This window comes from Spirosoma aerophilum (genome assembly GCF_054782495.1).
The window spans coordinates 310,864-337,176 of sequence record NZ_BAAGSJ010000001.1; the positions used below are offsets into that span (position 1 = coordinate 310,864).

Consider the following 26,313-nt stretch of genomic DNA (forward strand, 5'->3'; position numbering starts at 1 on the left):
GGTACACTGGTGTAACGGTTGGTGTAGGGATAGAGTTATCCGGGTGTTTTTTATGTGATGATCTGGCGCGGGACAACCCGCGCCAGCCACGCGTTTACTTTGCTCCTTTGACCTTCATTTGAAGGGTATAGATCGACTCCGAAGCGGTAATGAACAGCATATCGTGGTTTTTGCCGGCAAAGCAAACATTACCAACCCAACCGGCAGGAACTGGAATGTTCATGTTTTTTACCCGGTCGGGGCCGTAGATCGTTACTCCTCTACCCGTCAGGTACAGGTTCCCTTTGTTGTCGAGGGTCATACCGTCTGATCCCTGACTGACGTAAAGCTGGCGGTTTGTCAGCGTTCCGTCGTTCTGAATATCATACCGATAGGTCTTATTATCGCGAATATCGGCCACAAACAGGTGCTTGCCATCCGGCGTACCGATGATGCCGTTGGGCTGTTTCAGATCTCCGTCCATGAGTATCGCTTCTTTGGCACCTTTGGGCAGATAATACACTTTCTCCCCGTCGATATCGGGCTTTTTTCGATCCCAGTAATCGCGCTGGTAGTAGGGGTCGGTGAAGTAGATGCCGCCTTTGGGGTGTATCCACAAATCGTTGGGGCCGTTCAGGCGGTGCCCCTGAAAATTGGTAAGCAGAACGGTAACTTTCTTATCGGGACTGATGGACCATAGCTCATCTTTTTCGTCGGCGCAGGTGATCAGGTTGCCTTTGCTATCGAAGTACATACCGTTGGATCGCCCCGTCTTCTCCATAAAGAGCGATAGTTGCCCATCGACATCGTACTTCCATATCTTGTCATTGGGCTGATCGGTAAAATAAACCGCGCCTTTTTTATCGACCGCCGGGCCTTCCGTAAATTTAAACTGACTGGATACTTTTTGAAGGGTGGCGTTGGGCGCAACGGGTGTTTCAGAATCAGTCTGTGTCATGGTAGTAGATTGGCTAAACAGACTCCCTGACATCGTAAGGGAAATTGCCATCATAAATCCGGACCGGATGTAATTGTTCATGTGAGAGCGTAACTGCTAGGTAAATTCCTGTTTCTATACCCACTAAGTGGATACAGGCCAAAAACTAATCCTGAACTCTATTTATTTAACGTGAATTCAGGGTAAGACCCATTCATTACGGGCGCAGCCGCCGAAGTCGACAGGCAGAACACCCATCCGACGCTTCCTTCATCAGTATGTTACACAGACGGCGCCGTAGCCATGTCGGGCCATCCAAAGCGATGTGCCGGTAACCCATATCCTGCCCAATCAATCAAACGGTGCTGAAGCGTCCACACCTGTCTTCTGCGCTTCGGCCATATTCTCGTGCATAATCGTTTGGCGGTGCGTAACGCCCCACTCAAACAAGGCGACGATAACCGTTTCAAGGGTTCGGCCGTAGGCGGTGATGCCGTACTCGACCGTTATGGGCGAGGTGTCGTATGCCCGACGGGTAATCATCCTGTTTTCTTCCAGTTGCTTCAGTTCATGCGAGAGGATACGCGGAGTAATGTCGCCCACCGCCCGCTGTAATTCGCCAAAGCGCAGATCGCCCCGCTCGATCAGGGTGGCCAGAATGACCATTTTCCATTTCCCGCCAACCAGTTCGAGCGTGTCATAAATGGGTCGGGGATTCCGTAAACAAACGTTGCGTGTCATATCCGTCGAAATGCTTTCTATTCTTCAGGATACTACTATCCTACAGAATAGTGTTGAAAAGTGTGTGTCTGTTTGGGCCAGTTTTGGGCTTTCATTCAGCACAACACACAATGACAACGAAAAAATCACTTGATGTTCTGGTTTACGGGGCCACCGGCTCGCAGGCCAGCCCGGTCGTTTGGAAGCTTCTCAAAAAAGGGCATCGTCCCTATGTGTTCACCCGGCATCCCGAAAAAGCGTCGGCCCTGCAGGCGGCTGGTGCCGTCGTGGTTGAAGGCGACATGACCGATGCCGCCAGATTACGGGAAGTTAGTGACGGTATGGATGCCGTGGCCCTGCTGGTGCCGTTCTTTTCCAACGATCCGGGCACAATGGGACGTAATGCCATCGATGCCGCCAAAGACGCGGGCGTACCGTTGCTGGTCTACAATACCAGCGGCATAACTCCGCCCGCGAAAACGGGAAACCCAACCATCGACATTCGCATAGACCTCACGAATCATATCCAGGCGAGTGGCCTACCGGCAATTATTCTTCAACCAACGGTGTACATGGAAAACTGGTTTGGCCCTTATACGGCCCCTTACGTTGCCGGGCACAATCAAGTGGCCTATCCAAATCCGCCCGATATGCGGGTTGGCTGGATTGCCAGTGAGGATGTGGGCGCCTTTGTCGCAGAAGCCATCGAGCGGCCCGACTTAGCCGGTTCGTCGTTTGTACTCAGCGGGCCGGAGAATCTGACCGGTCCTGCCCTGGCCGATCAGTTTTCACTCGGTCTGGGCCGCCCCGTACACTACTACGCTATGCCTCCGCAGGAGTTTGGGTCAATTCTGAGTAACATTTTCGGGCCGGAGGGCGGAGCCGCAGTGGCGGGTGAATACCAGAAATTGTGGGATAACCCAACGCGGCCGGTTATGTATGCCGACATGGAGCCGGTTTTGGCCAGGTTACCTGTTCAGCTAACCACCGTTCGGGAATGGGTCGCTAACTACGCATCCGCGTTTTCGCAATAGCCCGACCGCCAATCAGGCTTGCTCCAGTGCCTGCAGCGTTGTTTCCAGCTTGCTGATGAGGGCGACACATTGCCGCTTGGCCATACATGTCCGCAGCCTGCCACTAAACAACGTGATCAGAATGGTCGAACCGATAATGATGGTGAGCGCGACGGGATTATGAGCCAGTTCCGAAACTCTACGCCCTTTATAGGTCAGCGCGCCCAGCAGGCTCCCCAGAAAAACGAAAGGCGTTGATCGACCGAACCAGCGTGAGCGAATATCCCCAGCGGCCTGATCAGTTCCCCTTTTCGGGCAACTCGCCCAGCATGCGCAGCAAATGCAGAATGGTCAGATCGCGTTGTTTGATGACCTCGGCGGCATCCCGAACCTGCCAGTCGTAAAAACCCTGCCCGGCCGCCATACCCGTCTGTCCCGCAGCCAGCCGATCCCGCAGTGAGTGGGCGGGTATGGCATTCACCGCCAGATCGGGCAGCAGGTAACTCTGCACCCGGTTGACCAGATCAAGTCCGACCAGGTCTATATTTTCCATAGGCCCGAGCGCGGGCAGCCGAAGGGCGAAGGTGTATTTGATAATGGTGTCGATGTCGGCGGGGGAACAGGCGCCCGCATCGACCAGAGCAAGGGCCTCCCGCCAAAGCGCGTGCATGAGCCGATTGCCGATAAAGCCGGGAATATCGGGGCAGCGAACGGGTCGTTTGCCCAGCGCGTCGAGCCAAGTACAGGCTTGTTCTACCCGTTGTAGGGGAGTTTTTTCTCCGGCAATCACTTCCACAATGGGAATCAGGTAAGGCGGGTTCCAGAAGTGGGCTCCCACGAGCACCTTCTCCAGGCCACTCCGGCGGGCCATTTCTGTGATGGACAGCCCGCTTGTGGCCGACAGTACCAGCTTATCCTGATCGGCACAGGCCGTCAGGCGGCTCAGCAAAGCCACCTTTTCGTCCATATCCTCAATGATACACTCCAGCAGAACATGGCTTTGGGCTTCCACCAGACTCAGGTCGGTAACGATCTGAATTGTGCCAACAGCTTGTGTCGGCTTGCTCATGTGTTCCGCGCAGAAGGCCGACAGTTTGCTTAGTTCGGTCGAAATAGCAGCTTGTTTATGGGCCGAACGCGTCCAGAGCAGTACGTTATGCCCCGCCCGGGCTGCTAACACAGCGGATGCGGTCCCGATCTGTCCACTGCCCAGAATACCCGTTGTGGGTGACGATAAGTTAGCCGAATCAATCATATATAAGGGAGCTTACCCGCTTATTTTCAGCGGCTGGTATGGCGAAAATGTCCGGAGTATGACATTCCGAAACCGGTATGTTTTTAGCGAATTGGCGTATCTCTGGAATCAGCGTAGGCTTTGCTGTAGTCGAGTTTCGTTACCTGCCCCGCCACATAGCGAATGCCCTGAAAGATGTGCTTAATGAATGTTTCGTCGCTTAGATAATCGGTTTTGGCGTGCCCCAAGGTCGTACACCACGTATAGCCCCCGTCGAAGTTATAGTACCAGGCAGAGGGGTACAACTGCGTGTAAGTGCCCCCAAACATTTTTACCTTCTCGGGCTCATCGTTGTTGAGCGTGGTCAGATCGTTCGTCATGATCACCGTGGGGCCGGGCGACATTTCTTTGGCAAAATAGAACTCATCTTCCCGCTGCCACTTTTTCGGCAGGCCCTGCATGGATGCGTTTTTGGTATCAATCACCTCAACGGTGAATTTCTGAAACTTAGGGTGCCAGGCAAAGCTCCCGCCAAGCATCCGCTTGAACCAGGTCCAGTTGCGCTCGGTACCCATGACGGAATGAATACCCACAAAACCGCCCCCCGCTTCGATATACCGCCGGAACGCCAGCCGCTGAGCATCGGTGTCGAATACGTCGTTGTTGGTGCTGGGGAACACAAGCAGGGTGTATTTCTTTAAATTATCTTCGGTGAAAACGACGGGATCTTCGGATACGTCGACTGAGAAGCCATTCTGCTGCCCCAGTTTCTGGATGCACAGAACAGCGTTTGGGATATTGTCGTGGACGTAGCCTTTGCCATTTTTGGTATAGACCAGCACCTTCACTTTTTTCCACTTTACATCCTGACCCAGGGTGGGGCTTGTGGTAAGGCTGGACAGGAGCAAAAAGACGAATAGAGTAAATTTTAATCGAATCATGTTGTGCTATAGCACCACCCCCAACCCCCTCCTAAAACAGGAGGGGGCTATACCCAAGGGTTGTCTTTTTTATGCCCCCTCCTGTTTTAGGAGGGGGTTGGGGGTGGTCGCTATCTATAAGCATTTTCCCCGCTTTATCTACGCGTACTCACCATATCCTGACTAACCGGAAGCCGAAAAAAGAACGCAGCGCCGTCCGTGACCGTCGTATCGAGGCCGATCTGCCCGTTCATACTCTGAATAAATTCACTCGAAATGGCCAGCCCAAGTCCGGTCCCTCCCGTTGTCTTACTCCCGGTAGGCTGTCCATGAAGGCCGGGCGCTTTGAAATAGCGGTCAAAAACACGACTCTGGTGCTCCGGCCGAATACCGGCCCCGTGGTCGCGCACCCGAAACTCGACAAATGCGTCCACTTGCCGGGCCACTATCTCAACGACGCTGTCATTGGGGCTATGCCGGATAGCGTTCGAGAGGAAGTTGACCAACACCCAGGATGCCTTATCGGGGTCGGCCAGTATGGCGGGCAGTTTTTGGGGAATCGTCAACGCCAGCGTGATGTGTTTACTCTCAGCCGCCACGCGCAGGGCATTGGTCGCGTAGGTAACGATATCGGCAGAGACAACGGGCTGGATATTCAACTGAATTTGCCCCGATTCGACCTGAGCCATGTTAAGGAGTTCACCGGTCAGGTTAAGGAGCCGGTTAATGTCGTCGCCAATACTGGACACCAGCGATTTCTGCTCATCGTTCAACGAACCGATCCGACTATCGTCCAGCAGCTTAAGACTCATTTTACTGCTCGACAGGGGCGTTTTCAGTTCGTGCGAAATGGTGGCGATGAAGTTCGTTTTTGCCAGATCCAGCTCTTTATACGAAGTGATATTTTCGAGAACCATCACGTAACCCGCCAGTTCAGGCTGACTCTCACCCGTGCGGGTTACCTCTACGGTATGCGTTCGTCGGTTAAAATAGCTTTCTTTCCCCTGACCTTCTGTGCCATCACCTTGTCTGGACGGGCCGGATTTATCCAGACCAGGTCCATCCAGACCGGGATCGTAGATTTTCAGAAAGCCGTTCCGTTCTGATTCCGATGTATTTCCGGTCATAATATCCTGAATCAGGGTCCGCATCAGGTCGTTCGACGCGGCTATGTCGGGCGCGTATTGGCCCAGCAGCTGCGATTCAGGGACGCCCAGCAACCGGCAGGCGACCGGGTTGGCAAACAGAATACGCTTGTTCTCGTCCATACCCACAATGCCTTCGCTCATGATGCGAATGAGGGTGTCGATACGTCGCTTTTCGAAGAGTACCCGCGCCAGGTTGGAGTGCTCATACTCGTCCAGTTTTTGCGCCATGGAGTTAAACGACTGCGCCAACTCGCCAAATTCATCATTCGTATCAATATGCAATCGCTCCTCGAAGTTTCGTTTGGCAATCTGTTTTATACCCCGTGTCAGTTCCCGAATGGGATTAGCCACATAACCGGGAAAATTGATGATGAACGAGAACAAAATCAGGAAGAACATCGTCCCAAACGTGGCTAACCACAACAGGGCATCTTTGGCCGTTTTTTGGGCGAACTCATTTTTGCGAACGATGGCCTGCCGGTTGAGATCGTCGAGGGAAAAAAGCTGCTCCCGGATGCGGGCAATCGCTATCAGGTCGAGCGCATCGCTCGATTTTAGCCGGTTAAACTCCCGACGCAGGTTGCTGGTCACATCCTGTTCACCAATCTCGGTTACGTTGGCTTCCTGCTTCTTCAGGTTCTGTTCAAAATCGGCCATCCCGTCGGGGTCTTTCCTGACCGGGTCACGTTCGACCGGGTCACTCCTGACCGGGTCACTCCTGACCGGGTCAGTAATCATCGCCATCGCTTTCTGCATGTTACTGCCGTATTCGAGCGAGACGTAATTATCCTTTAGAATTGCCTGCAAATCGCGGGAAAGTTCGTTGAGGTAATAGATCCCCAGGCCACCCAGCGCCACAATAACGACGAACATGAAGGCCAGAGCAGCGGCTATTTTACTTTTGATGGTCATGACTACGAGAGTATAATCAGGTCGGTATCCGACCCCGACAGTTTGGTGAGTAGCTGGTTGAACGCACTGGTTCTTAAAAGGATCTGAATAAGCGTAAGATGCGGTTTTCCAATGCAAACGGTGGTAACATGTCGCTTCTCGACTTCGGCCATAATGCTGTTCACAATATTACTGTCCTTCACCTGAATAACCTCCGCACCCAGTTCGGTGGCCAGTTTGAGGTTGTTGATCAGATGCCGTTGTACGTCCAGTTTAATACGGTCGGAGCTTTCGGCGGGGGTTTGCACATACAGCACGAACCAGCGCGAATTGTAATAGGCCGCCAGCCGCGCCGTTTTGCGAATGACCCGCCGGGCAATCTCATGATTGGAACTGATGGCCGCCAGAAATCGATCCGGCCGGGCTTTGATACTGGTTGGCAGCGACGTCTCAATTTTTCGTTCTACGGCCGTGGCCACTTCCCGCAACGCCAGTTCGCGCAGTTGCAGAATCCGCTCCGGCTGGAAAAAGTTGTTCAGTGCTGTATTGACCTTGGCCCTATCGTAGATCTTGCCGTCTTTAAGTCGGGTAATGAGTTCATCGGCGGTAAGGTCGATGTTCACCACTTCGTCGGCCATTTGCAGGATCCGGTCGGGTACGCGCTCGGTCACGTCGATGCCTGTAATGGCCCGAACCGCCTGATACAGACTTTCAATATGCTGAATATTAACGGCACTGATGACGTTGATCCCGGCGTCCAGAATGTCGACTACGTCCTGCCATCGTTTCTCATTTTTCGAACCGGGAATATTGGTATGCGCAAGCTCATCGACGATGACCAGTTCAGGATGCAGGTTGATGACTGCCTGTAAATCCAGTTCGTCCAGCTCGCGGCCTTTGTAAAATAACCGGCGTCGGGGAATGATGGGTAAGCCATCTACCAACGACTGGGTTTCGGCCCGTTTGTGCGTCTCGATGAATCCAATCTTGACGTCAATACCGGCCTGCAAAAGCGCATGAGCTTCCTGCAACATGCGGTACGATTTACCCACACCGGCACTCATACCAATGTACACCTTAAACTTTCCCCGACGAGACTGGCGGAGGAGGTTCAGGAAATGTTCGGCGTTCTGGTTCATGTTTCTCCGTGCATCTCCGTGGCATAACTTTTAAAAACTCACCGCCAGACTCGTTGTCAGCGACGTATTTGTCTTACTCAAACCTCCCTTCGATTCGAAGATGGCGTCTTTGCTATCATACACTTTTCCTTCTATCCGAAACAGCGCAGTCGGTAAAACGACGTAATCGACGTTGAGCGAATACCCCAGAGTCCGGAAGCCGTTGGGCGTTCCGGTGGCGATGATGACGCCGTTCTTATCGTCGTAATAGTCAACCCGGCCAGCCAGTTTGATGGCGTCACTAGCCGAGTACCGGACAATAGCCACCGGAGAATACCAGACATAACTGCCCGTTCCAGTCCGACGTCCATCAGCGCCGACCGGTTTCCGATCGGCCCCAATGTCGAAGCCAAGCATGGCGCTGACAGTACGGGTCGGGTTAATGATGGCGTAGAAATTATTGAAAAACCGCGTCTGTTTCAGCGAATCGGGCCGGTCGCTGCCGATGAACGTACTCCAGTTCAGCGTCAGGCTGGCATTGGGCCTGTACTGTACCTGTGTGCCAAGCGATGGGCCCGAATACCCCGGCAGTCTGGCGATGTGCTGCCAGCCATTCACCACCGAACCCAGCAACGTCCACTTGCCGTTGGCGGTGTTGTAGGTTAGCCTGGCCCCAGACAGATAGTAGGGCGAATTTTCGGCCAGGATGCTTCGCGTCAGGGTCCAGCAGTCCTTTGAGATCGCACTCTCGAAGCCGATGTGTGACGTAAAAATACCCGCATCGAGCCACAAATCTTTCGTTTTACTCAGCTTCACGCCCGCATTGGCTTCGAACACATTGCGCAGCAGGGGCTGCTCGGCCGCATAGTTGTATTGCGCGTAGGTGCCCACCTGGATAGCCAGATTCGCCCGGACGCGCTCGCTGACATAAGCCCCTTTCAGATAGGCCAGATTCACGTTTACCTCCCGGTTTCGCTTGTGGTTATACAGAAAGCCCGGCCGCTCCTGACTGGTTTTCGGAGCCGTAAAATCGTGGGTATAATACGCTTCGATATAGCCCGTGAGTGTTACGCCTGCTGGTGATGATGACCGTGTACCGACAGAATCTGTTTGCGCCAGTATAGGCAAGGCAACAGCCAGACAGGCAGCGGTAAGAGAAAAGATAACTCTATTTTTCATGGTTGTTTCGTTGTACTTACTATGTATCGAACCACTTCTAGCCGTTCGATACTATAATTCATCCAGTGCCACATTCAGCTTCAGCACATTTACCGTCGATGGACCAAACAAGCCCATCAACGGCCCTTTCGTCTGTTCGTCAACAAGTTGATTCAGCCGATCAGCACTGACATTTCTGATTTTGGCAATTCGGGCTATTTGAATCTTAGCCGCTTCGGGCGATAAATCCGGGTCCAGTCCCGAGCCGGAAGCCGTGACAAGTTCGGCGGGAATTTCAGCTTTGTTGATGCCTGGATTGTGCACCAAAAAGGTATCGATCCGTGCCTGAACCGTTTCCAGATAATCAGGATTCGAAGGCCCTTTGTTCGAACCACCCGAGCCATCAGCCTTGTAGCCAACCGCCGACGGACGGCTGTTAAAATACCGATCTGCCGTAAAGGTCTGCCCAACCAGCGCATACCCAACGACCCGGCCGTTGACGGTAACCGTTTCCCCTTTTCCCTGACCGGGTGCCAGTCTGGCTACACCGGCAATAACCAATGGATAAACGATAGAAAGAATGACCAGCAGAACGAGCGTTAGCCGAATGGCTGGTGAGATGTGATTTTTCATTGTTTTCTTTTGTACAACGGAACGGCATTCCGTTGAGCCGTAAGGCTAATTTAATTATATAAAGATTGGCCTTATGGCCCCAACGGAATGCCGTTCCGTTGTACATTACACGAACAGCCCTACTACCAGGTCAATTAACTTTATCCCGATAAACGGAGCCACAATGCCGCCCAGACCGTAGATAAACAGGTTTCGGCGAAGCAGGGCCGATGCCCCAATGGGTTTGTATTCGACCCCGCGCAGGGCCAGCGGAATCAACATCGGAATGATGATCGCGTTGAAGATCACTGCCGACAGAATCGCCGACTCAGCACTGTGCAGTTTCATGATGTTGATGGCTTGCAGGGCCGGAATGGAGACGACGAACAGCGCGGGCACGATGGCAAAGTACTTGGCAACGTCGTTGGCAATGGAGAACGTGGTTAGCGTACCCCGCGTAATGAGCAGCTGCTTCCCGATTTCAACGACTTCGATCAGCTTGGTCGGGTCGTTATCGAGGTCGACCATGTTACCCGCTTCTTTAGCGGCCTGGGTGCCGGAGTTCATGGCGACGCCTACATCGGCCTGGGCCAGCGCGGGGGCATCGTTGGTACCATCACCCATCATGGCGACGAGTTTGCCGCCCGTTTGCTCATGCCGGATGTAGTTCATCTTGTCTTCCGGTTTCGCTTCGGCAATGTAATCATCGACCCCTGCCTTTTCGGCGATAAACCGGGCTGTCAAGGGGTTGTCGCCCGTTACCATCACGGTTTTGACCCCCATTTTACGCAGCCGGTCGAAGCGTTCCGAAATGCCGGGTTTGATAATATCCTGCAATTCGACAACGCCCCGCACCTGTTCATTTTCGATCACCACCAGCGGTGTACCGCCATTACCGGCAATTTCCTTTGCCTGATTTTCCGTTTCGACGGGGAACAGGTTGCCAGCCTTTGTAACGATGTTCCGAATGGAGTCCGTCGCCCCTTTCCGAATGCGTATGGGTGAAGCATTTTTACCGGTGGGTAAGTCGATACCCGACGAACGGGTTTCTGCCGTAAACTTGATAAGCGTTGCCCCTTCGGTCGACAGCTTCGAGGTGACATTGGGCCCGGCTAGTTCAACGATCGACTTCCCTTCGGGGGTTTCGTCGGCCAGCGAACTCAGCGCCGATGCCCGAATCATGTCGGCCTCCGAGACACCCGGCGCGGGATAAAAGTTGGTAGCTTTCCGGTTGCCAATGGTGATCGTTCCCGTTTTGTCGAGCAGCAATGTGTCAATGTCGCCCGCCGTTTCAACCGCCCGGCCTGATTTGGCAATGACGTTGGCGCGTAGGGCGCGGTCCATACCGGCAATCCCGATGGCCGACAGCAGGCCACCGATGGTGGTGGGAATCAGGCAGACGAACAGGGCGATCAGAGCCGCAATGGTGATCGGCGTGTTGGCGTAATCGGCAAAGGGTTTCAGGGCCACGCAGACAATGATGAAGATCAGCGTGAAACCCGCCAGCAGAATCGTCAGGGCAATTTCGTTGGGGGTTTTCTGCCGGGTGGCCCCTTCCACCAGCGCAATCATTTTGTCAAGAAACGACTCCCCCGGCTGGGTGGTCACCTGCACCTTGATGCGGTCAGACAGCACTTTCGTCCCCCCCGTCACCGACGATTTATCGCCACCCGCTTCCCGAATCACCGGGGCCGATTCGCCCGTAATGGCCGACTCGTCGATGGTGGCCAGCCCTTCAATGATTTCGCCATCCGACGGAATAATATCGCCCGGTTCGCAGAGAAACACATCGCCTTTTACAAGTTGCGCCGACGAAATAATCTCCACTTCGTTTGTGTACATGTTACCCACAGGCCGAATCACTTTAGCGGGTGTTTCCTGCCGGGTTTTGCGGAGCGATTCAGCCTGTGCTTTCCCCCGCGCTTCGGCAATGGCCTCGGCAAAGTTGGCGAACAGAAGGGTAAGCAGCAGAATGAATGTTATCGAGATATTGTACCCAAGTGACCCCTGGGAAGTATCGCCCGAAACAGCGATGTAGGCCGTAACCAGCACCATGACAACGGTACCGATTTCGACGGTGAACATAACCGGGTTCTTGACCAGAACCGCCGGATTAAGTTTGACAAACGACTCCCAAATAGCCGTGCCCACAAGCTCACGCTGGAACAGGGCCGGGGATGAATTTTGCTTTACCATAATTATATTGTCAGAACCGGGATTTTAATATGATTTAATAGATTTCCAGGATTAGCGCAGACCGCCATGTTCGGTCCTGAAAATCGGCTTGTTCAACTCATTTAACCTTACTTTACTGATGAGCCTTTGGAAACTGAAGCTGTTCAGGGTATTACTTAATACTGAATAAGTGTCTGGCTTTTTCAGTAATAAATAATCTTGTTTAATCCTTACCATCTTGATCTAATCCCGGTCAAAAGTATTCGGCCAGCGGGCCGAGAGCCAGTGCCGGGAAGAACGACAGGGCCGTAATGATCAGAATCACCGCGAAGGTCATCAGCCCAAACGTACCCGTATCGATGGGTAATGTGCCCGCCGACTCAGGCACGTACTTCTTCTGCGCCAGCAAACCGGCAATCGCAACAGGGCCGATGATGGGGATGAACCGGCCCAGAATCAGAACGATACCCGTAGCGTAGTTCCAGAAAAAGTTGTTGTCGCCCAGCCCTTCGAAACCCGACCCGTTGTTGGCATTGGCCGAGGTGAACTCGTACAGTATCTCCGAAAAACCGTGATTACCGGGGTTGTTGAGCCAGGCCGAGGGTTTCACCGCCCAGGCTGCATCGGGGTATTTTACCAAGAACCAAACCGCCAGCGCCGTACCACCTTTGACCAGCAACGTACTCAACAGCGCCACAATCGAAGCGATCTTGATCTCCCGCGCTTCGACCTTCCGGCCGAACAACTCCGGCGTCCGACCGACCATCAGGCCCGAAATAAAGACCGCGATAATCAGGTAGTAATAGTAGTTCAGAAAGCCGACGCCACAGCCGCCATAGAAGGCGTTGGTCATCATGCCCAGCAGTTCCATTGTACCCGACAGCGCCATCGACGAATCGTGCATGGAGTTGACCGAACCCGTTGAGATGATGGTCGTGACAATGCTCCAGTAGGCCGAAGCCAGCGGACCAAACCGAACCTCTTTGCCCTCCATAGCACCCGTTGGCTGGCTCACGCCCAGATGCATAAGGGCCGGATTGCCGTGCACTTCGGTCACCAGCGTCGGGATGAGCAGGCAGAGCATCCCCAGTGTCATGACGCCGTAGACCACCCACGTAAACCGCCGACGGTTGATGAGGTAGCCCAGCGCAAACAGCATGGCAATGGGCAGCAGCACCTGCGCCACTATCTCAACCATGTTGGTCAAATAGCTGGGATTCTCCAGCGGGTGGGCCGAGTTGACACCAAACCACCCGCCCCCATTGGTTCCGATGTGTTTAATGGCGATCATGCCAGCCGCCGGGCCGCGCGAAACACCGACCGTATCGCCCTGCATGGTTACGACCGAATCTTTCCCGTCGAAACTGGCGGGGGTACCGTTGAAGACCAGGATTAGGGAGACAACGAACGAAAGCGGCAGCAAAATCCGCGTAATCGCCTTCACGAAGAACACGTAGAAGTTACCGACGGTATCGACCACCCTTGGTAAAAACGACCGGACGATCAGCAGCAGCGACGCGATGCCCGTTGCCGCCGAAACGAACATCAGGAAGGTAATGACCCCCAACTGCGTCAGGTAGGTCAGCCCCGACTCGCCGGAGTAGTGCTGTAGGTCGCAGTTGACCATAAAGCTGATGGCGGTGTTGAACGCCAGATCGGGTGTCATGGATGGGTTGCCATCGGGATTGAGGGGCAGACTGCCCTGCAGCACCAGCAAAGTGAACGAGAACGCCAGCCACACGGCATTGAGGGTGAGCAGGGCAACGAGATTCTCTTTCCAGCTCATCTCGCGGGTAGGATCGATGCCTCCGACGCGATAAATGAACCGTTCCAGCGGCCCATTGGCCGATTTCGGTTTAAAGACGTTGGCAATGTACTTGCCCAACGGGATAGCCAGCAGGACGGTCAGTCCATACATGACGATAACGCCCATTAATTCAGTTGACATATTTGTGTGTATTGTACCGCTTTGGCTGGTGTTTCAGGTTAAAATTTCTCTGGTTTGATAAGCACATACAGCATGTACACGAATACCAGCAAAGCGATGATGAATAAGGCAGTGAGCATTGGCGAAAGAGCGAAAGAATGAGAGAGTGAAAGAGCGAATGAGTGAGAGAGCGAAAGTCAATAAGTGAAGTGAAACGTGGATGCATCAGCTTATTCACTCATTCGCTCTTTCAGTCTTTCGCTCTTTAAATTCGTTCGAACCAGTCGATGGTTTTGTAGAAGAAAACGAAGCAGCCGATGGCTGATATAACGAGAAGCAATAGCGTACTCATGGGTATTGGGATAATGTGTTAAACAGTTGATATCCCTATGCCAAGAAATAGTCCAGACTATTCATCACCCACAACACAAATAAAGAATCTCCTGACTAACAGAATATTATAACAAATAACCGATCTATTCGGGAAGAATACAGAAAACCAACCTTTCCATTTTGGCAGGGTTGGTTTTTCAATTTGGTAGGGTTAAGTGAGCGATTATGGCGTTATGGTTCTTCAGGACAAGTTGCCTTTCTTTACAGCACATTTTCATTAGCTACCATGCCCTCTCCGCTACAGCAGGACTCCGACAACCTGGCCGCTCTTCTCGAACGGGCCAAAGCCGAAAGTCTGGCCCACCTCAATGCCCTCGATACGCTGCCAACAAAAGGCAACTATATAGCCAATGCTTCAGCAAATCAGTTGCCGGAACAGGGCATGGGCGCACTCAGTGCTTTTGACGAGTTCAATGCCCGACTGCGAAACGTCATCGTAGCCTCATCGGGACCGCGTTATTGGGGTTATGTCATTGGCGGCACCACCCCGGCGTCCATCGTAGGCGACTGGCTGGCCACGGCGTTCGATCAGTGTACGTTTGCCTCCGCCGGGCAGGGCGACATATCGGCCAATATTGAACTGGAAACGATTCAATTGGCACGGCAACTGTTCAACCTCCCCGATACCTTCCTGGGTGGGTTTGTCTCAGGTGCGACCATGTCGAACTTCACCTGCCTGAGTGTGGCCCGGCAGTGGGCGGGTCAGCAACTGGGCGTCGACATTGCCAACGACGGCATGGTGCCGGGCATCACAGTCCTGTCGGCCGAGCCACACGCGTCGGCGGTGAAGTCGCTGGCGATGCTCGGTATTGGCCGGAACAACGTTACCCGTATCAACTACCTCGACGGCAATCGGGAAGCGATGGATGTGCGCGATCTGGAAGCGAAACTACAGGCCCTCAACGGTCAACCCGCTATTCTGATCTCCAGTGCGGGCACCGTCAACACCGTCGACTTTGACGACATGACGGTCATCGCCGAACTGAAAAAGAAGTACTCGTTCTGGTGGCATGTCGACGGGGCCTTTGGTGGATTTGCCGCCTGTTCACCCGCCTATCAGCACCTGCTGGCCGGTTGGGAGCAGGCCGACAGTATTACCATCGACTGCCACAAATGGCTGAACGTGCCCTACGACAGCGCCATTTTTCTGATGCAGACGAAGCACCGTAAACTCCACATCGAAACCCTGCAACCGCTCAACAGCCCCTACCTCGGCGACCTGCTGACGAACGTCAACTACCAGACGCTGGTACCCGAAAGCTCCCGGCGACTGCGCGCCTTACCCGCCTGGTTCAGCCTGATGGCGTACGGGAAAGAGGGCTATCAGACCATCGTGGAAACCAACATCCGGCTGGCCCAGACCTTCGGCGAGAAACTGGTTAGCAGTGCCCAGTTTGAGTTACTGGCCCCGGTCAGGCTCAACACGGTCTGTTTTTCACTGAGCGATGCCACGCAGGAGCGGGTGAACTCTTTTCTGACGTCGTTGAATTCAACTGGTCTGGTCTTCATGACACCGACTGTCTACCAGGGACGTGCAGGTATACGTGCCGCTTTCGTCAACTGGCGAACGACGGCGGAGGATTTGGACGTGGTTTTTGGGGAAATGGTGAAAGTGGTGGGATAGTGCAGTGAGTGGAGTCGTGAAGTAAGTGGAGTGTGGCTGGGTTTTATAGCTGTGGTTGCGTGGTGTCGGGTCCTCAGACCCGACACGGCGAGGTTTCTCAAAACCTCGTGAGGCTAGCTGATCAACGAGGTTTTGAGAAACCTCTATTGTCAGTTTTAACCGGGCTGGCGCACCAGAAACTGACACCACTTCACCTACTACACTACCCCACCACTCCACTCACTCCCCTTCCCCCAGCTTCCGGTACAGCGTCGTCAGCCCAATGCCCAGCAGCCGGGCGGTTTCGGTTTTGTTGCCGTTGGTCTGCTGAAGGACCCGGCGGATGTGCTGCTGCTCAACGGTCGCCAGATCGAGGGCGGTGGCATCGTTCGGGAGGGAGCCGGTTTGCATCTCGTAGGGCAACAGATCAGGGGTGAGGTCGAGGGTGCCGTTGCTGGCGTCGGCGAGGATGACCGCCCGTTCGATGACGTTCTTCAGCTCCCGAATATTGCCCTTCCAGGCATGGCCCTGTAGTTTCTGTACAAAAGCCGGACTCAGCCGCACATCGCGCTTACCGATTTTGGCCGCTTCCTGCCGGGCAAACTGGCTGGCCAAATCGGGAATATCATCGCGCCGGTCGCGGAGGGCGGGGAGTTCGATCTGGAACACCGACAGCCGGTAGTACAGATCCAGCCGGAATCGGCCCGCGCTGGCTTCCTGCTCCAGCCCCCGGTTGGTGGCGGCAATCACCCGCACATCGGTTTTGGTTGGTTTGGTGTCGCCCACGCGCAGAAACTCGTGGGTTTCGAGTACCCGCAGGAGCTTCGCCTGTAGGTCGAGGGGCATTTCGCCGATTTCATCCAGAAAAATTGTGCCTTTGTTGGCTTCGGCGAAGAGCCCTTTCTGGTCGCGGTTGGCCCCCGTGAAGGCCCCGCTCCGGTGTCCGAACAGTTCACTTTCCAGAATATCCTTTCCCAGCGCCCCGCAGTTGATCGCCACAAACGGCCCCGTCCGGCGCGGACTGGCCTGGTGAATGGCCTGGGCAAAGACTTCTTTGCCCGTACCCGTTTCGCCCGTGAGTAGAACGGTCGTGTCCGTCACGGCGACTTTACGAGCGAGGTCAACGGCCTGCTGAAGGGGCCGCGAACGCCCGATGATCCGGTCGAAACCGTACCGCTGGCTAACCTGCTGTTCCAGCTGTTTGATCCGAAATTGCAGATTCGCTTTCTCCACCGCCCGACTCACCAGTGGAATAATCCGGTCGTTATCATCGCCCTTGGTGATGTAATCGAACGCCCCGTTTTTAATGGCCGTCACCCCATCGGAAATCGTACCGTAGGCGGTCAGGACAATGATTTCGGTGGCGGGGTAGAGCTCCTTGATCTGAGCCGACAGTTCGATACCGTTTTTATCGGGCAGTTTGACATCGCTGATCACCAGTTGCACCTCCTCCCGTTCGAGGATTTTCAGGCCAGCGCGGGCGTTTTCGGCCTCCAGAATCGTATAGCCTTCGAGTTGCAGAATCCGGGCGAGGAGTTGCCGCAGCCGGGATTCGTCGTCAATAAGTAAAATGGTAGCCAATAGGTATCAAGGTTTCAGTGATGATGACGTACCCACGGACTTTAGTCCGTATTATGCGCATTTAAATACGGACTAAAGTCCGTAGGTACGTCGTAGGTACGTCCTAAAAATTGACTTAAATTTGAATCAGTACATGCGTTAACGGCGCTAAAAACACCCGTTATCCGACTACGCACCTAATCTACTTTACGATGCCCTTTTCTACTAAAAAGATCTCGGCCGCTCTGGTACTCATCCTTGTCTGGGTCAATAGTCTGGCGCAACAATCCATCTCGGTCAGCTCGCCAAACCGCTCCATTGTCGTGACGGCACAGAACACGCCAACGGGCGAGGTGATGTATCAGGTTCGCTACAAAGGTAAGCCGGTTATTGAACCGTCGGGACTGGGCTTTGTTCTGAGCAAGCCTGCCGTATCGCTCACCCGCTTTACCATTACCCGTGTCGACTCCTCAAAAAACGATGAAACCTGGAAACCCGTTTGGGGCGAAGTCAGTCAGATTCGCAATCACTACAACGAACTCCTCCTGGCCCTTCAGGATAAATCCGGGTCGGGCATTGGCCTGCGCATTCGTTTCCGCGTGTTCGACGATGGCGTTGGGTTCCGGTACGAGTTTCCGAAACAACCTAAGCTGACCCATTTTGTGGTCGATGATGAGAAAACCCAGTTCAAACTGGCCGCCGACCATCAGACTTTCTGGATGCCGGGCGATTATGACTCGAACGAATATTTCTACAACAAGACGAAACTCACCGAAGTCGACGCCATTACGGCTGCGGATAAAGAGAAAGACATTGCCCTGAAGTCGGTGATCGGGCCGAACGCCGTGCAAACGCCGTTGTTGTTCAAGACCAATGAGGGCCTGTATGTAAGCCTGTACGAAGCGGCTTTGCTCAACTACCCGGTCATGCACCTGCAACTGGACAAGAAAAGCCTGACGCTGACGTCGCAACTCACACCCGATGCCGTGGGCAACAAAGCGTATCTGCAAACACCGGCCCAGACGCCCTGGCGCACGCTCATCATCAGCGACAAAGCCACCGACATACTGGCCTCCAAACTCATTCTGAACCTGAACGAACCGTCTACCATTGCCGACCCGTCGTGGATAAAGCCGCAGAAATTCGTGGGCATGTGGTGGGAGATGCACATCGGCAAAGCGAACTGGGCCAAAGCCGAAGGAAAACACGGAGCCAACACCCAAAACGTGAAGAAGTACATTGATTTTGCCGCCAAATACGGCTTCAACGGGGTGCTGGTGGAAGGCTGGAACGAGGGTTGGGAAGACTGGTTCGGCAACTGGAAAGAGGACGTTTTCGACTTTGTGACGCCCTACCCCGACTACAACATCGACTCCCTGACGACCTACGCCCAGCAGAAAGGCGTCCGGCTGATCATGCACCACGAAACCTCCGGCTCGGTTACGAATTACGAACGCCGGATGGATGCCGCTTTTCAATACATGGTGAAAGAGGGCATCAACACCGTGAAGACGGGCTACGTGGGCCGAATCATTCCCCGTGGCGAGCACCACGACAGTCAGTGGATGATTAACCATTACCAGCGGGTGGCTCAGAAAGCGGCTCAGTACAAAATCATGGTCGATTCGCACGAGTCGGCGCACCCGACGGGCCTCCACCGGACGTACCCCAACTGGATGGCGAGTGAAGCCGCCCGGGGTAGCGAATTCAACAATGCGCCCACGCTGGGCATCACGCCCGAACACACCACCGTGCTGCCGTTTACGCGGATGCTGGGTGGACCGATGGATTTCACCCCCGGCCTGTTCCGCTTTAAGCTCAACCAGTTCGACAGCACCCGCACGACGGTCGTTCGCACCACGCTGGCCAAGCAACTGGCGCTCTACATCACGCTCTATAGCCCCCTGCAAATGGCCGCCGACTTACCCGAGAACTACGAGAAGCACCTGGATGCCTTTCAGTTTATACGCGATGTACCGGTCGACTGGGACGACACCAAAATACTGGCCGCCGAACCCGCCGATTACGTCATGATTGCCCGCAAAGAAAAGGGAGCACCCAACTGGTACGTAGGGGCCATCACCGACGAAAACAGCCGCGACCTGCCGCTGGACCTATCGTTTCTGGAGCCCGGCAAAACCTACGAAGCCGTCTTCTACCGCGACGCCCCCACCGCCGACTGGGCCACCAACCCGGAAGCGTATGTGATTGAGAAGAAACCCGTAACGGCTAAGACGAAACTGACGCTTCATCTGGCGAAGGGGGGCGGGTGTGCTATGCAGATTGTAAGGCGGTGAGTTTTGACACAACCCCTGATCAAGAAAAGGGCACTGAACCATTAACTTAACTATCAGAAACGGAGCCATTTAATTCATACTTTGTGTGCACTTTTGGAGATATACGAGCGTACCAACGTTGATGGGCCCAAATGATATAATGACACTAAATAAATCAGACGAAATAACCCGGGTTTTGAGACAGAAACTTTGACAGAAGAACGAAAAACCGGGCACAGCAAGGGTTATAAAAAAGCCAGGGCTCTGTGCTTTCAAGAATGCTTTACGTTAAAAAAACCTTGCCTTCGCGAAGCTTCAAAACGTCACCAACAGTGCTGGTAATAAGTGTAACAGATGGTAGTACCAACAAAATTATGAAAAACATATTATTTGATTTTATATCGAAGTACGTTTCTCTCACAGAAGAAGAGAAGAACGCCATTGTTTCTTTGGACATATTCCGCTCGGTAAAAAAAGGGACTACTTTACTCAAAGAAGGGCAAAAATCAAAAGATAGCTACTTTGTCCTAAAAGGCTGTATTCGATCATATTATATTTTAGATAGTGAAGAAAAAACAACTGCTTTCTATACAGAAATGGAAGCATTGACACCGCCTTGCGTAACAAGTAAAACCCCGTCCGAATATTATATAAGCTGTGTAGAAGACACTATACTTACCGTTTCAAACTCGGATATGGAAGTTGAAGTAAATAGTAAATTTCCAAAGTTTGAAATCATGTGCAGACTATTAGCTGAAGAACTTCTAGCTAAAAAACAAATAGACTTTGATGAGTTTAAAAATTCTTCTCCTGAACAGCGATATCTGAACTTAATACAAAAAAGGCCGGATCTTATCCAACGTGTTCCACAGCACCAATTAGCAAGCTATTTAGGCATCAAACCTCAATCATTAAGTAGATTGAGAGCAAGGCTTTTACAGAAAGATAAAGAGTAAGGTTCATTTCTTAACTTAAGTGAACGTATTTGAGTTAGCCGCCCATTCATCTTTGCATATCGTTTACTATCAATTTAAGAAGATATGCAAAAGAAAATTTTATTCGTTGGACTTGCCTTAGTGTTGGCAAGCAGTTTACAGGTGCGTGCGCAATACGCGAAACAAGACAATACGTATAAAAAGTATTTTATCGGAAGTACATTCTTGATGTTGGGCAATTTAATTCCTGATGACCCAAATGCGCCGGAATTTGCGCAATTAAATATTGGATATAGAATAACGCTTAAAGATGTTGTTTTTTTAGAATTCAAAACATCTAAGTTTACCTGGCCATTAGGTATCCCCTGGGGAAAATCATTTGATGCACCAGGAGAAAATTATCCCGGCTATGTACGCCAAAAAGTAATTGGATTAGCATACAATCGTTTTTGGTGGAAAGGATTATATACAGGCGTTCATGCCATGAATGCTTTTCAGAAATATATGGATGAGGATAATAAAAAGATAGCAAATGGATACACGTTATTTATGACCTACCGTTTGGGTTACCAGATCAAACTGTTTAAAAACCGTTTCTTTATAGAACCATCTATCGGTTTGACTCATTGGCCTGTACAAACTAATGTACCAAAATCCTTTGAATTAGTAGAAAGCAAATGGCCTAAATACTTCGCTTTTGAACCCGGACTTCATTTTGGGTATAATTTCTAATATGTCTACCAACCAATCCAAATAGTTCCACAACACCAATTAGCAAGTTATTTGGGCATGAATTCATAATCATTAAGTAGGCTTAGGGTGATAGTTCTTGAAAAAATAACCGTTGAGATACATTTCTTAACTTAAGTGAACGTATTTGAGCTAGCTACCCATCCATCTTTGTATATCGTTTAACATCAATTTAAGAAGATATGCAAAAGAAAATTTTGTTCATTGGTATTGTCTTACTAATGACAAGTACGCTCCAACTCAAGGCACAATATGCTGAAACAGACAGCCCTTACAAACGGTGGTTCGTAGGTAGCACGGTGTTTTTACTGGGCAATTTGGCTTTGACAAATAGTCCCGAATTCGTCCAACTCAATTTAGGCTATCGTCTTACAGGAAAAGATGTAATTACAATAGAACCAAAAACCTGGAAATATGCCTGGCCGAATGGTATTCATCCCTTTTTAAACAAATCATACGGAAAGCCGGAAGAAGAATTCCCAGGTTTTGTACGGGAATATGGATTGTCAGTAGCTTACCAACGATTTTTATGGAAAGGGGTTTATGCTGAACTTAATGTAATGCCTACCTGGCAAAATTTTATAAACCCTGAAGGCAGAAAAATTGACAACGGTTTTCAGATTTTCAATACTTACCGCGTGGGTTATCACATCAAACTCTTTAAGGATAGGTTTTTCATTCAACCATCAATGGCAATTACTCACCGTCTTTATCACACAAGAATGCCTGATGGCTTCAAACAGTTAGACGATAAATGGTCGAAATTTGTCTTCGGGGAACCAGGCTTTCACTTTGGGTTTAATTTTTAATTGATGATTTATGAGTGCACAAAAAATACCGCAAAATGCGTTGGAAGAAATCAAAGTCAGTTTAAAACTGAAGCTTGCAGCACTGTGGGCGAGTTTTATGTTTCTATATATCTATATTGACTATTTCCACTTATTTATGCCGGGTTCATTAAGAGATCTGTTAGCCGGCAAGGTATTTGTCTTTACTATTACACAGGGATTCCTATTGACAGTACTCGCTTCAGTAACGGTTCCGTCACTAATGATTTCCCTTTCTGTTATCCTGCCGGTTACAATGAATCGATGGACAAATATCATTATTGCCGCGGTGTTCATTCCCTTTACATTGTTTAATTTAGCAGGAGAGGTTTGGATACACATGCTGTTTGGTGCTGTTGTAGAAGTCGTACTTCTTTGTCTTATTATTCATTATGCATGGAAGTGGCCTCGTACACAAGCGCCTACCAGTACAGATAATTACCAATAACTTTCAAACGAGTAGACTAATGAAAAAACTAATAAAACCATTTACAAAAAAACACAAGACACTTTTTCTTATTGACAGTATTGGAGCATGTATAAGTGCGTTTTCACTATTTATTATTGTACGACAATTTAATGAGTATTTTGGAATGCCAGCCAAAAAATTAAACTTTCTTTCTATAGTAGCATTTTTTTTTGCATTTATTCCGCTGCTTGTTTTTTATTATTAAAAGAAAATTTGGCTCCTTTTGTCAAGTTTATTGGTATGGCAAACCTGATATACTGTACATTGACGATCGGGCTACTCATTAAATACTACGATTTATTGACAGTTGTCGGAAAAATATACTTTTTAACTGAAGTAGTACTTATTGGCGGACTTAGTTTTATCGAACTTAATGGGGCTACAATAAATAAAGAAAATAGATAGCTTGACAACTAAATGAATGAGGGTTGGCCGCCAAACCCGCCGACCATGTCATGATTGCCCGCAAAGAAAAGGGAACCGTCAAGTGGTACGTAGGGGCCATCACCGACGAAAACAGCCGCGACCTGCCGCTGGACCTGCCGTTTCTGGAACCCGGCAAAACCTACGAAGTCACCCTCTACCGCGACGCCCCCACCGCCAACTGGGCTACCAACCCCGAAGCGTATGTCATCGAGAAGAAGACCATCACCACCAAAACCAAATTATCTCTACATTTGGTGAAAGGGGGTGGGTGTGCTGTACAGATTGTAAGGCGGTAGGTTTTGGCACAAAAACTAAAAAATGGCATGCATCCAAAAAATCAACTTAATTTTTAAAAACGGAGACATTTACTATCGTGGGATTTTGTGTTATTTACAGCTACTTTATGTATCCATACATCAACATTGAAACGCACATATGTAGATGTGTGAAAATAGTTATGTAAAGCTGCACGCCACAAGGCGAAGATTAACAAGGGGGAGGAGAACTGTATAAGAGGTTTATACTTTGTATAACCAAAGAAGGCAGACTTAAGTCACTTGCCTGACATTAAGGTAGTTCTCAATATTTTTATGATCCTATTACAGGCATTACAGAGTAAAGTGCTATACTGAAAAACAGACCGAAAGGTTCGTACATTATTGAATTTTGTCTCATGCGATCGCCAATTCAGTTTCTAATTAAATTAGTGTCATGAAAAATATTTTTATTCTGCTAATTATTATTTCCACAAAGGGTTTTTCACAAAATATTTCTGAGAAATCAAGCGAAGAAACATATTTAACTGCTAAATTAATAGAAGGGCGGTTCTTTCTAAAGGTACCTACAATCAGTGGGGATACAATTGTAGGATTTTGCGACACTGGTGGTGGTTATACGGCAATTTATAAGTCGACAGTAAAGAGACTAAATCTGGAGTCAAAGGTAAAACTATTAAATATTGACGGCGACACCACCAAATACATATATGCAAATGAAATATTCGACAATAGAACAATACCATATCCAGAAATTTCAAATTATTTCAAATCACACATTAATATACCTTTTATTGAAGCACCAGAGGATACAAAAGAAACTATATTTTTTGCAAAATTTGTAGACTATCAACTATTTTTAGGACAATTCTTTTTCATAAGAAATGCTTGGACTTTTAATTATAAGACAGGTAAAATGTCTGTCAATACTCCAGTTACTCAAAATTTAGCCAATGAAAATATTCAAGTACTCGGCTTCAAAAAAGACAAGATGGGCAATAAAATATTTGGGCATCCCAGTATGAAATTAGTAATTGATGGAAAAGTAATTGATTTTCTTTTTGATACAGGAGCTACCTTTTTATTGAGTGATAATGGTAGAACTAAACTGGGTATAGACACAAAGGCCACTGCGGGCTCTTTCATTGCAAAAAGTCTTTTTAATGAGTGGCACCTTCAACATCCTGAATGGAGAATTATAGAGAAAGGAGAATTTACAGGTGCAGACCTAATTGAAGTTCCAGAGGTGAAAGTGGGAAACTTAACTGCTGGACCTGTTTGGTTTGCAAAAAGACCCGATGAAGCATGGTCAAAAGGAATGATTGGTAGTATGGATAAAGTTGTGAAAGGTGCTATTGGAGGTTCTTTTTTAAAATACTTCAAAGTAACTGTTGACTACAATAATGAATTAATAAAGTTTGAAAAGTAGGATTACGGCATAAGGGCGAATACACAGCAGAAGTTTTTGCTAAAGCAGGACTGAATATTATAACATCAACTATGTGCAAGCATTAGCATCGGCTCGGGCTCGACATTCAATGTTCAGCTTTAATTTCTAACTTCAAACACATATTTTCAAATAGACATTTGTACTAGGCTGGACAATCAATGAATTACTTGCATTCGCGAATACCCGATCGTTTAACTCTCGTTGCTATTTACGTTCAAGGTCTCTATCTCAAGTCTGTGCAGACACAGCTAGGTAAAGTAAAGCGTCAGACCGTTCCCGGAAGGGCGATCTGACGCTTTGCCTTGGGATAAAAAAACCTACTTCTTAAAATTCACCACCTGCGCTTGTTTCTGCGCCCGGATGGCCAGTTCCATCGCCAAGAAGCAATGCTCCTGCGGCATGGCCGTTTCGGTGCGGTTGATTACGTCGTTGACGAGTTGCTCGCCATAGGGCAGTGGTACGTTGCTACAGTCGATATAACGCGATTCCTTGTTATCCGTAATGATCAAGTGATTACCGCCGTCGCGCCCGGCGGGGTCGACGTTCTTGCGTAGTTCCATGAAGCCCTCGGTGCCCAGAATGGTCAGTCGGCCATCGCCCCAGCTTTTGAGTCCGTCGGGGGTGAACCAGTCGACGCGGATGTAGCCCATGCCACCGTCGCCCCGGAGCATCACATCGCCGAAATCTTCAAACTTCGGGTATTGCGGAAAGTGAACATTGCCCACCTGCGCGGCTACAATATCAGCTTTCTTCGAGCCCGTGAAGAACAGAAACTGGTCGAACTGGTGCGAGGCAATGTCGCAGATGATGCCGCCAAACTTCTTTTTGTCCCAGAACCAGTCGGGGCGGCTTTTGGGACTCATGCGGTGCGGCCCCAGCCCGATGGTCTGAATCACGTTGCCGATGGCCCCCGCTTTCACCAGTTCACCGGCTTTCACTGTCGCCCGGTTTTCGAGCCGTTCGCTGTACATGATCGAATAAATCCGCTTGGTCTCCTTCTGTACTTTACGCACCTCGGCGAGTTGTTCAAGCGTGGTGATACCAGGTTTGTCGGTCATAAAATCCTTCCCGGACTTCATGACCCGAACGCCCAGCGGTGCCCGCTCTTCAGGAATGCCGGAAGTCAGCACCAACTGAATGGATTTATCATCCAGAATCTCGTTTTCCGATTTCACCTGCTTTGCCTGTGAGAATCGTTTGGCAAAGGGTGCCGCCAGTTCAGGCTCTTTAGCGTAGAACGAAACGAATTCGCCCCCACCCCGCAGCACCGCTTCCACCTGGCTGTTGATGTGCCCGTGGTTGATGCCGATCACGGCAAAGCGAATCCGTGCCGCCCCGACCGGCATTCGGTCGCTACCCAGCGCGCCCGTCCGCAGAATGGCCGGGGCACCAATCGTTTCGACCGGTAGTGACGGCAATACGACCAGACCAGCGGCCGTTGCCAGGGTTTCCTTAATAAAGTTGCGCCGATTCGCGCCTTGTGGTGAGTTCATAAATGAAAGAGTGAAAGAGTGAAA

23 protein-coding genes are annotated in these 26,313 nt (G+C 50.7%); 10 read left to right on the forward strand and 13 right to left on the reverse strand.

The genetic code is table 11. The annotated features are described in order from the left end of the window. Positions 1 to 94 precede the first annotated feature (94 nt). Both ACYVK4_RS01210 and ACYVK4_RS01215 read right to left on the reverse strand, forming a co-directional pair. Complete coding sequence (locus ACYVK4_RS01210) at positions 95 to 937, reverse strand: SMP-30/gluconolactonase/LRE family protein (RefSeq protein WP_461125661.1); 843 nt, start codon at positions 935 to 937, stop codon at positions 95 to 97. Positions 938 to 1,267: 330 nt separating this feature from the next. Beyond that, positions 1,268 to 1,657 carry a winged helix-turn-helix transcriptional regulator gene (locus tag ACYVK4_RS01215; RefSeq protein ID WP_461125662.1) on the reverse strand — a complete coding sequence of 130 codons (390 nt, stop codon included), beginning with the start codon at positions 1,655 to 1,657 and terminating at the stop codon, positions 1,268 to 1,270. A gap of 110 nt (positions 1,658 to 1,767) precedes the next feature. Between ACYVK4_RS01215 and ACYVK4_RS01220 the strand changes: the two genes are divergently transcribed. Together ACYVK4_RS01220 and ACYVK4_RS01225 are read left to right on the forward strand one after the other, a co-directional pair. Next, the gene (locus ACYVK4_RS01220) at positions 1,768 to 2,670 is read left to right on the forward strand and encodes an SDR family oxidoreductase (RefSeq protein WP_461125663.1); all 903 of its coding nucleotides are present in this window, start codon (positions 1,768 to 1,770) and stop codon (positions 2,668 to 2,670) included. Positions 2,671 to 2,688: 18 nt separating this feature from the next. Continuing rightward, on the forward strand, positions 2,689 to 2,907 hold the full coding sequence (locus ACYVK4_RS01225) for a hypothetical protein (protein WP_461125664.1): 219 nt from the start codon (positions 2,689 to 2,691) through the stop codon (positions 2,905 to 2,907). Between the two features lie 40 nt (positions 2,908 to 2,947). On the opposite strand, the gene ACYVK4_RS01230 is transcribed toward ACYVK4_RS01225, so the two are convergent. The 9 genes from ACYVK4_RS01230 to ACYVK4_RS01270 form a co-directional block, all read right to left on the reverse strand. Further along, positions 2,948 to 3,904, reverse strand: coding sequence for a 3-hydroxyacyl-CoA dehydrogenase family protein (locus ACYVK4_RS01230; RefSeq protein ID WP_461125665.1), 957 nt, complete (start codon positions 3,902 to 3,904; stop codon positions 2,948 to 2,950). 83 nt (positions 3,905 to 3,987) lie between these two features. Continuing rightward, a complete protein-coding gene (locus tag ACYVK4_RS01235; RefSeq protein WP_461125666.1) occupies positions 3,988 to 4,824 on the reverse strand; it encodes a ThuA domain-containing protein in 837 nt (278 codons plus the stop codon). 134 nt (positions 4,825 to 4,958) lie between these two features. Beyond that, complete coding sequence (locus ACYVK4_RS01240; protein WP_461125667.1) at positions 4,959 to 6,863, reverse strand: HAMP domain-containing sensor histidine kinase; 1,905 nt, start codon at positions 6,861 to 6,863, stop codon at positions 4,959 to 4,961. A 2-nt stretch (positions 6,864 to 6,865) separates the two neighbouring features. Then, the gene (locus ACYVK4_RS01245) at positions 6,866 to 7,981 is read right to left on the reverse strand and encodes a sensor protein KdpD (RefSeq protein WP_461125668.1); all 1,116 of its coding nucleotides are present in this window, start codon (positions 7,979 to 7,981) and stop codon (positions 6,866 to 6,868) included. A 30-nt stretch (positions 7,982 to 8,011) separates the two neighbouring features. Next, on the reverse strand, positions 8,012 to 9,139 hold the full coding sequence (locus ACYVK4_RS01250; protein ID WP_461125669.1) for a porin: 1,128 nt from the start codon (positions 9,137 to 9,139) through the stop codon (positions 8,012 to 8,014). Between the two features lie 51 nt (positions 9,140 to 9,190). After that, entirely contained in the window at positions 9,191 to 9,751 is a 561-nt protein-coding gene (locus ACYVK4_RS01255; protein WP_461125670.1) for a K(+)-transporting ATPase subunit C, read from the reverse strand. Between the two features lie 105 nt (positions 9,752 to 9,856). Then, a complete protein-coding gene (kdpB, locus tag ACYVK4_RS01260) occupies positions 9,857 to 11,926 on the reverse strand; it encodes a potassium-transporting ATPase subunit KdpB (protein ID WP_461125671.1) in 2,070 nt (689 codons plus the stop codon). A gap of 232 nt (positions 11,927 to 12,158) precedes the next feature. Continuing rightward, positions 12,159 to 13,853, reverse strand: coding sequence for a potassium-transporting ATPase subunit KdpA (gene kdpA / locus ACYVK4_RS01265; protein ID WP_461125672.1), 1,695 nt, complete (start codon positions 13,851 to 13,853; stop codon positions 12,159 to 12,161). 38 nt (positions 13,854 to 13,891) lie between these two features. Continuing rightward, positions 13,892 to 13,972 (reverse strand): potassium-transporting ATPase subunit F, encoded by an 81-nt coding sequence (locus ACYVK4_RS01270; RefSeq protein ID WP_461125778.1) that lies wholly within the window; start codon positions 13,970 to 13,972, stop codon positions 13,892 to 13,894. A gap of 479 nt (positions 13,973 to 14,451) precedes the next feature. On the opposite strand from ACYVK4_RS01270, the gene ACYVK4_RS01275 reads away from it, so the two are divergent. Continuing rightward, positions 14,452 to 15,849, forward strand: a complete 1,398-nt coding sequence (locus tag ACYVK4_RS01275) for a pyridoxal phosphate-dependent decarboxylase family protein (protein WP_461125673.1) — start codon at positions 14,452 to 14,454, stop codon at positions 15,847 to 15,849. A 219-nt stretch (positions 15,850 to 16,068) separates the two neighbouring features. On the opposite strand, the gene ACYVK4_RS01280 is transcribed toward ACYVK4_RS01275, so the two are convergent. Beyond that, positions 16,069 to 17,409: a sigma-54-dependent transcriptional regulator gene (locus ACYVK4_RS01280; RefSeq protein ID WP_461125674.1), complete on the reverse strand. Its 1,341-nt coding sequence runs from the start codon at positions 17,407 to 17,409 to the stop codon at positions 16,069 to 16,071. A 191-nt stretch (positions 17,410 to 17,600) separates the two neighbouring features. On the opposite strand from ACYVK4_RS01280, the gene ACYVK4_RS01285 reads away from it, so the two are divergent. The 7 genes from ACYVK4_RS01285 to ACYVK4_RS01315 all read left to right on the forward strand — a co-directional run bounded on the left by ACYVK4_RS01285 (position 17,601) and on the right by ACYVK4_RS01315 (position 24,775). Continuing rightward, positions 17,601 to 19,685 carry a glycoside hydrolase family 97 protein gene (locus ACYVK4_RS01285; protein ID WP_461125675.1) on the forward strand — a complete coding sequence of 695 codons (2,085 nt, stop codon included), beginning with the start codon at positions 17,601 to 17,603 and terminating at the stop codon, positions 19,683 to 19,685. A gap of 353 nt (positions 19,686 to 20,038) precedes the next feature. Continuing rightward, complete coding sequence (locus tag ACYVK4_RS01290; protein WP_461125676.1) at positions 20,039 to 20,620, forward strand: Crp/Fnr family transcriptional regulator; 582 nt, start codon at positions 20,039 to 20,041, stop codon at positions 20,618 to 20,620. 84 nt (positions 20,621 to 20,704) lie between these two features. Further along, positions 20,705 to 21,331, forward strand: a complete 627-nt coding sequence (locus ACYVK4_RS01295; protein WP_461125677.1) for a hypothetical protein — start codon at positions 20,705 to 20,707, stop codon at positions 21,329 to 21,331. A gap of 200 nt (positions 21,332 to 21,531) precedes the next feature. Continuing rightward, positions 21,532 to 22,158, forward strand: coding sequence for a hypothetical protein (locus ACYVK4_RS01300; protein ID WP_461125678.1), 627 nt, complete (start codon positions 21,532 to 21,534; stop codon positions 22,156 to 22,158). 10 nt (positions 22,159 to 22,168) lie between these two features. Continuing rightward, on the forward strand, positions 22,169 to 22,624 hold the full coding sequence (locus ACYVK4_RS01305; protein ID WP_461125679.1) for a DUF6326 family protein: 456 nt from the start codon (positions 22,169 to 22,171) through the stop codon (positions 22,622 to 22,624). Positions 22,625 to 23,073: 449 nt separating this feature from the next. Then, complete coding sequence (locus tag ACYVK4_RS01310) at positions 23,074 to 23,367, forward strand: glycoside hydrolase family 97 C-terminal domain-containing protein (RefSeq protein ID WP_461125680.1); 294 nt, start codon at positions 23,074 to 23,076, stop codon at positions 23,365 to 23,367. 415 nt (positions 23,368 to 23,782) lie between these two features. Continuing rightward, on the forward strand, positions 23,783 to 24,775 hold the full coding sequence (locus ACYVK4_RS01315; protein WP_461125681.1) for a hypothetical protein: 993 nt from the start codon (positions 23,783 to 23,785) through the stop codon (positions 24,773 to 24,775). A gap of 338 nt (positions 24,776 to 25,113) precedes the next feature. On the opposite strand, the gene ACYVK4_RS01320 is transcribed toward ACYVK4_RS01315, so the two are convergent. Further along, on the reverse strand, positions 25,114 to 26,289 hold the full coding sequence (locus tag ACYVK4_RS01320) for a Gfo/Idh/MocA family protein (protein WP_461125682.1): 1,176 nt from the start codon (positions 26,287 to 26,289) through the stop codon (positions 25,114 to 25,116). Between the last annotated feature and the right edge of the window lie 24 nt (positions 26,290 to 26,313).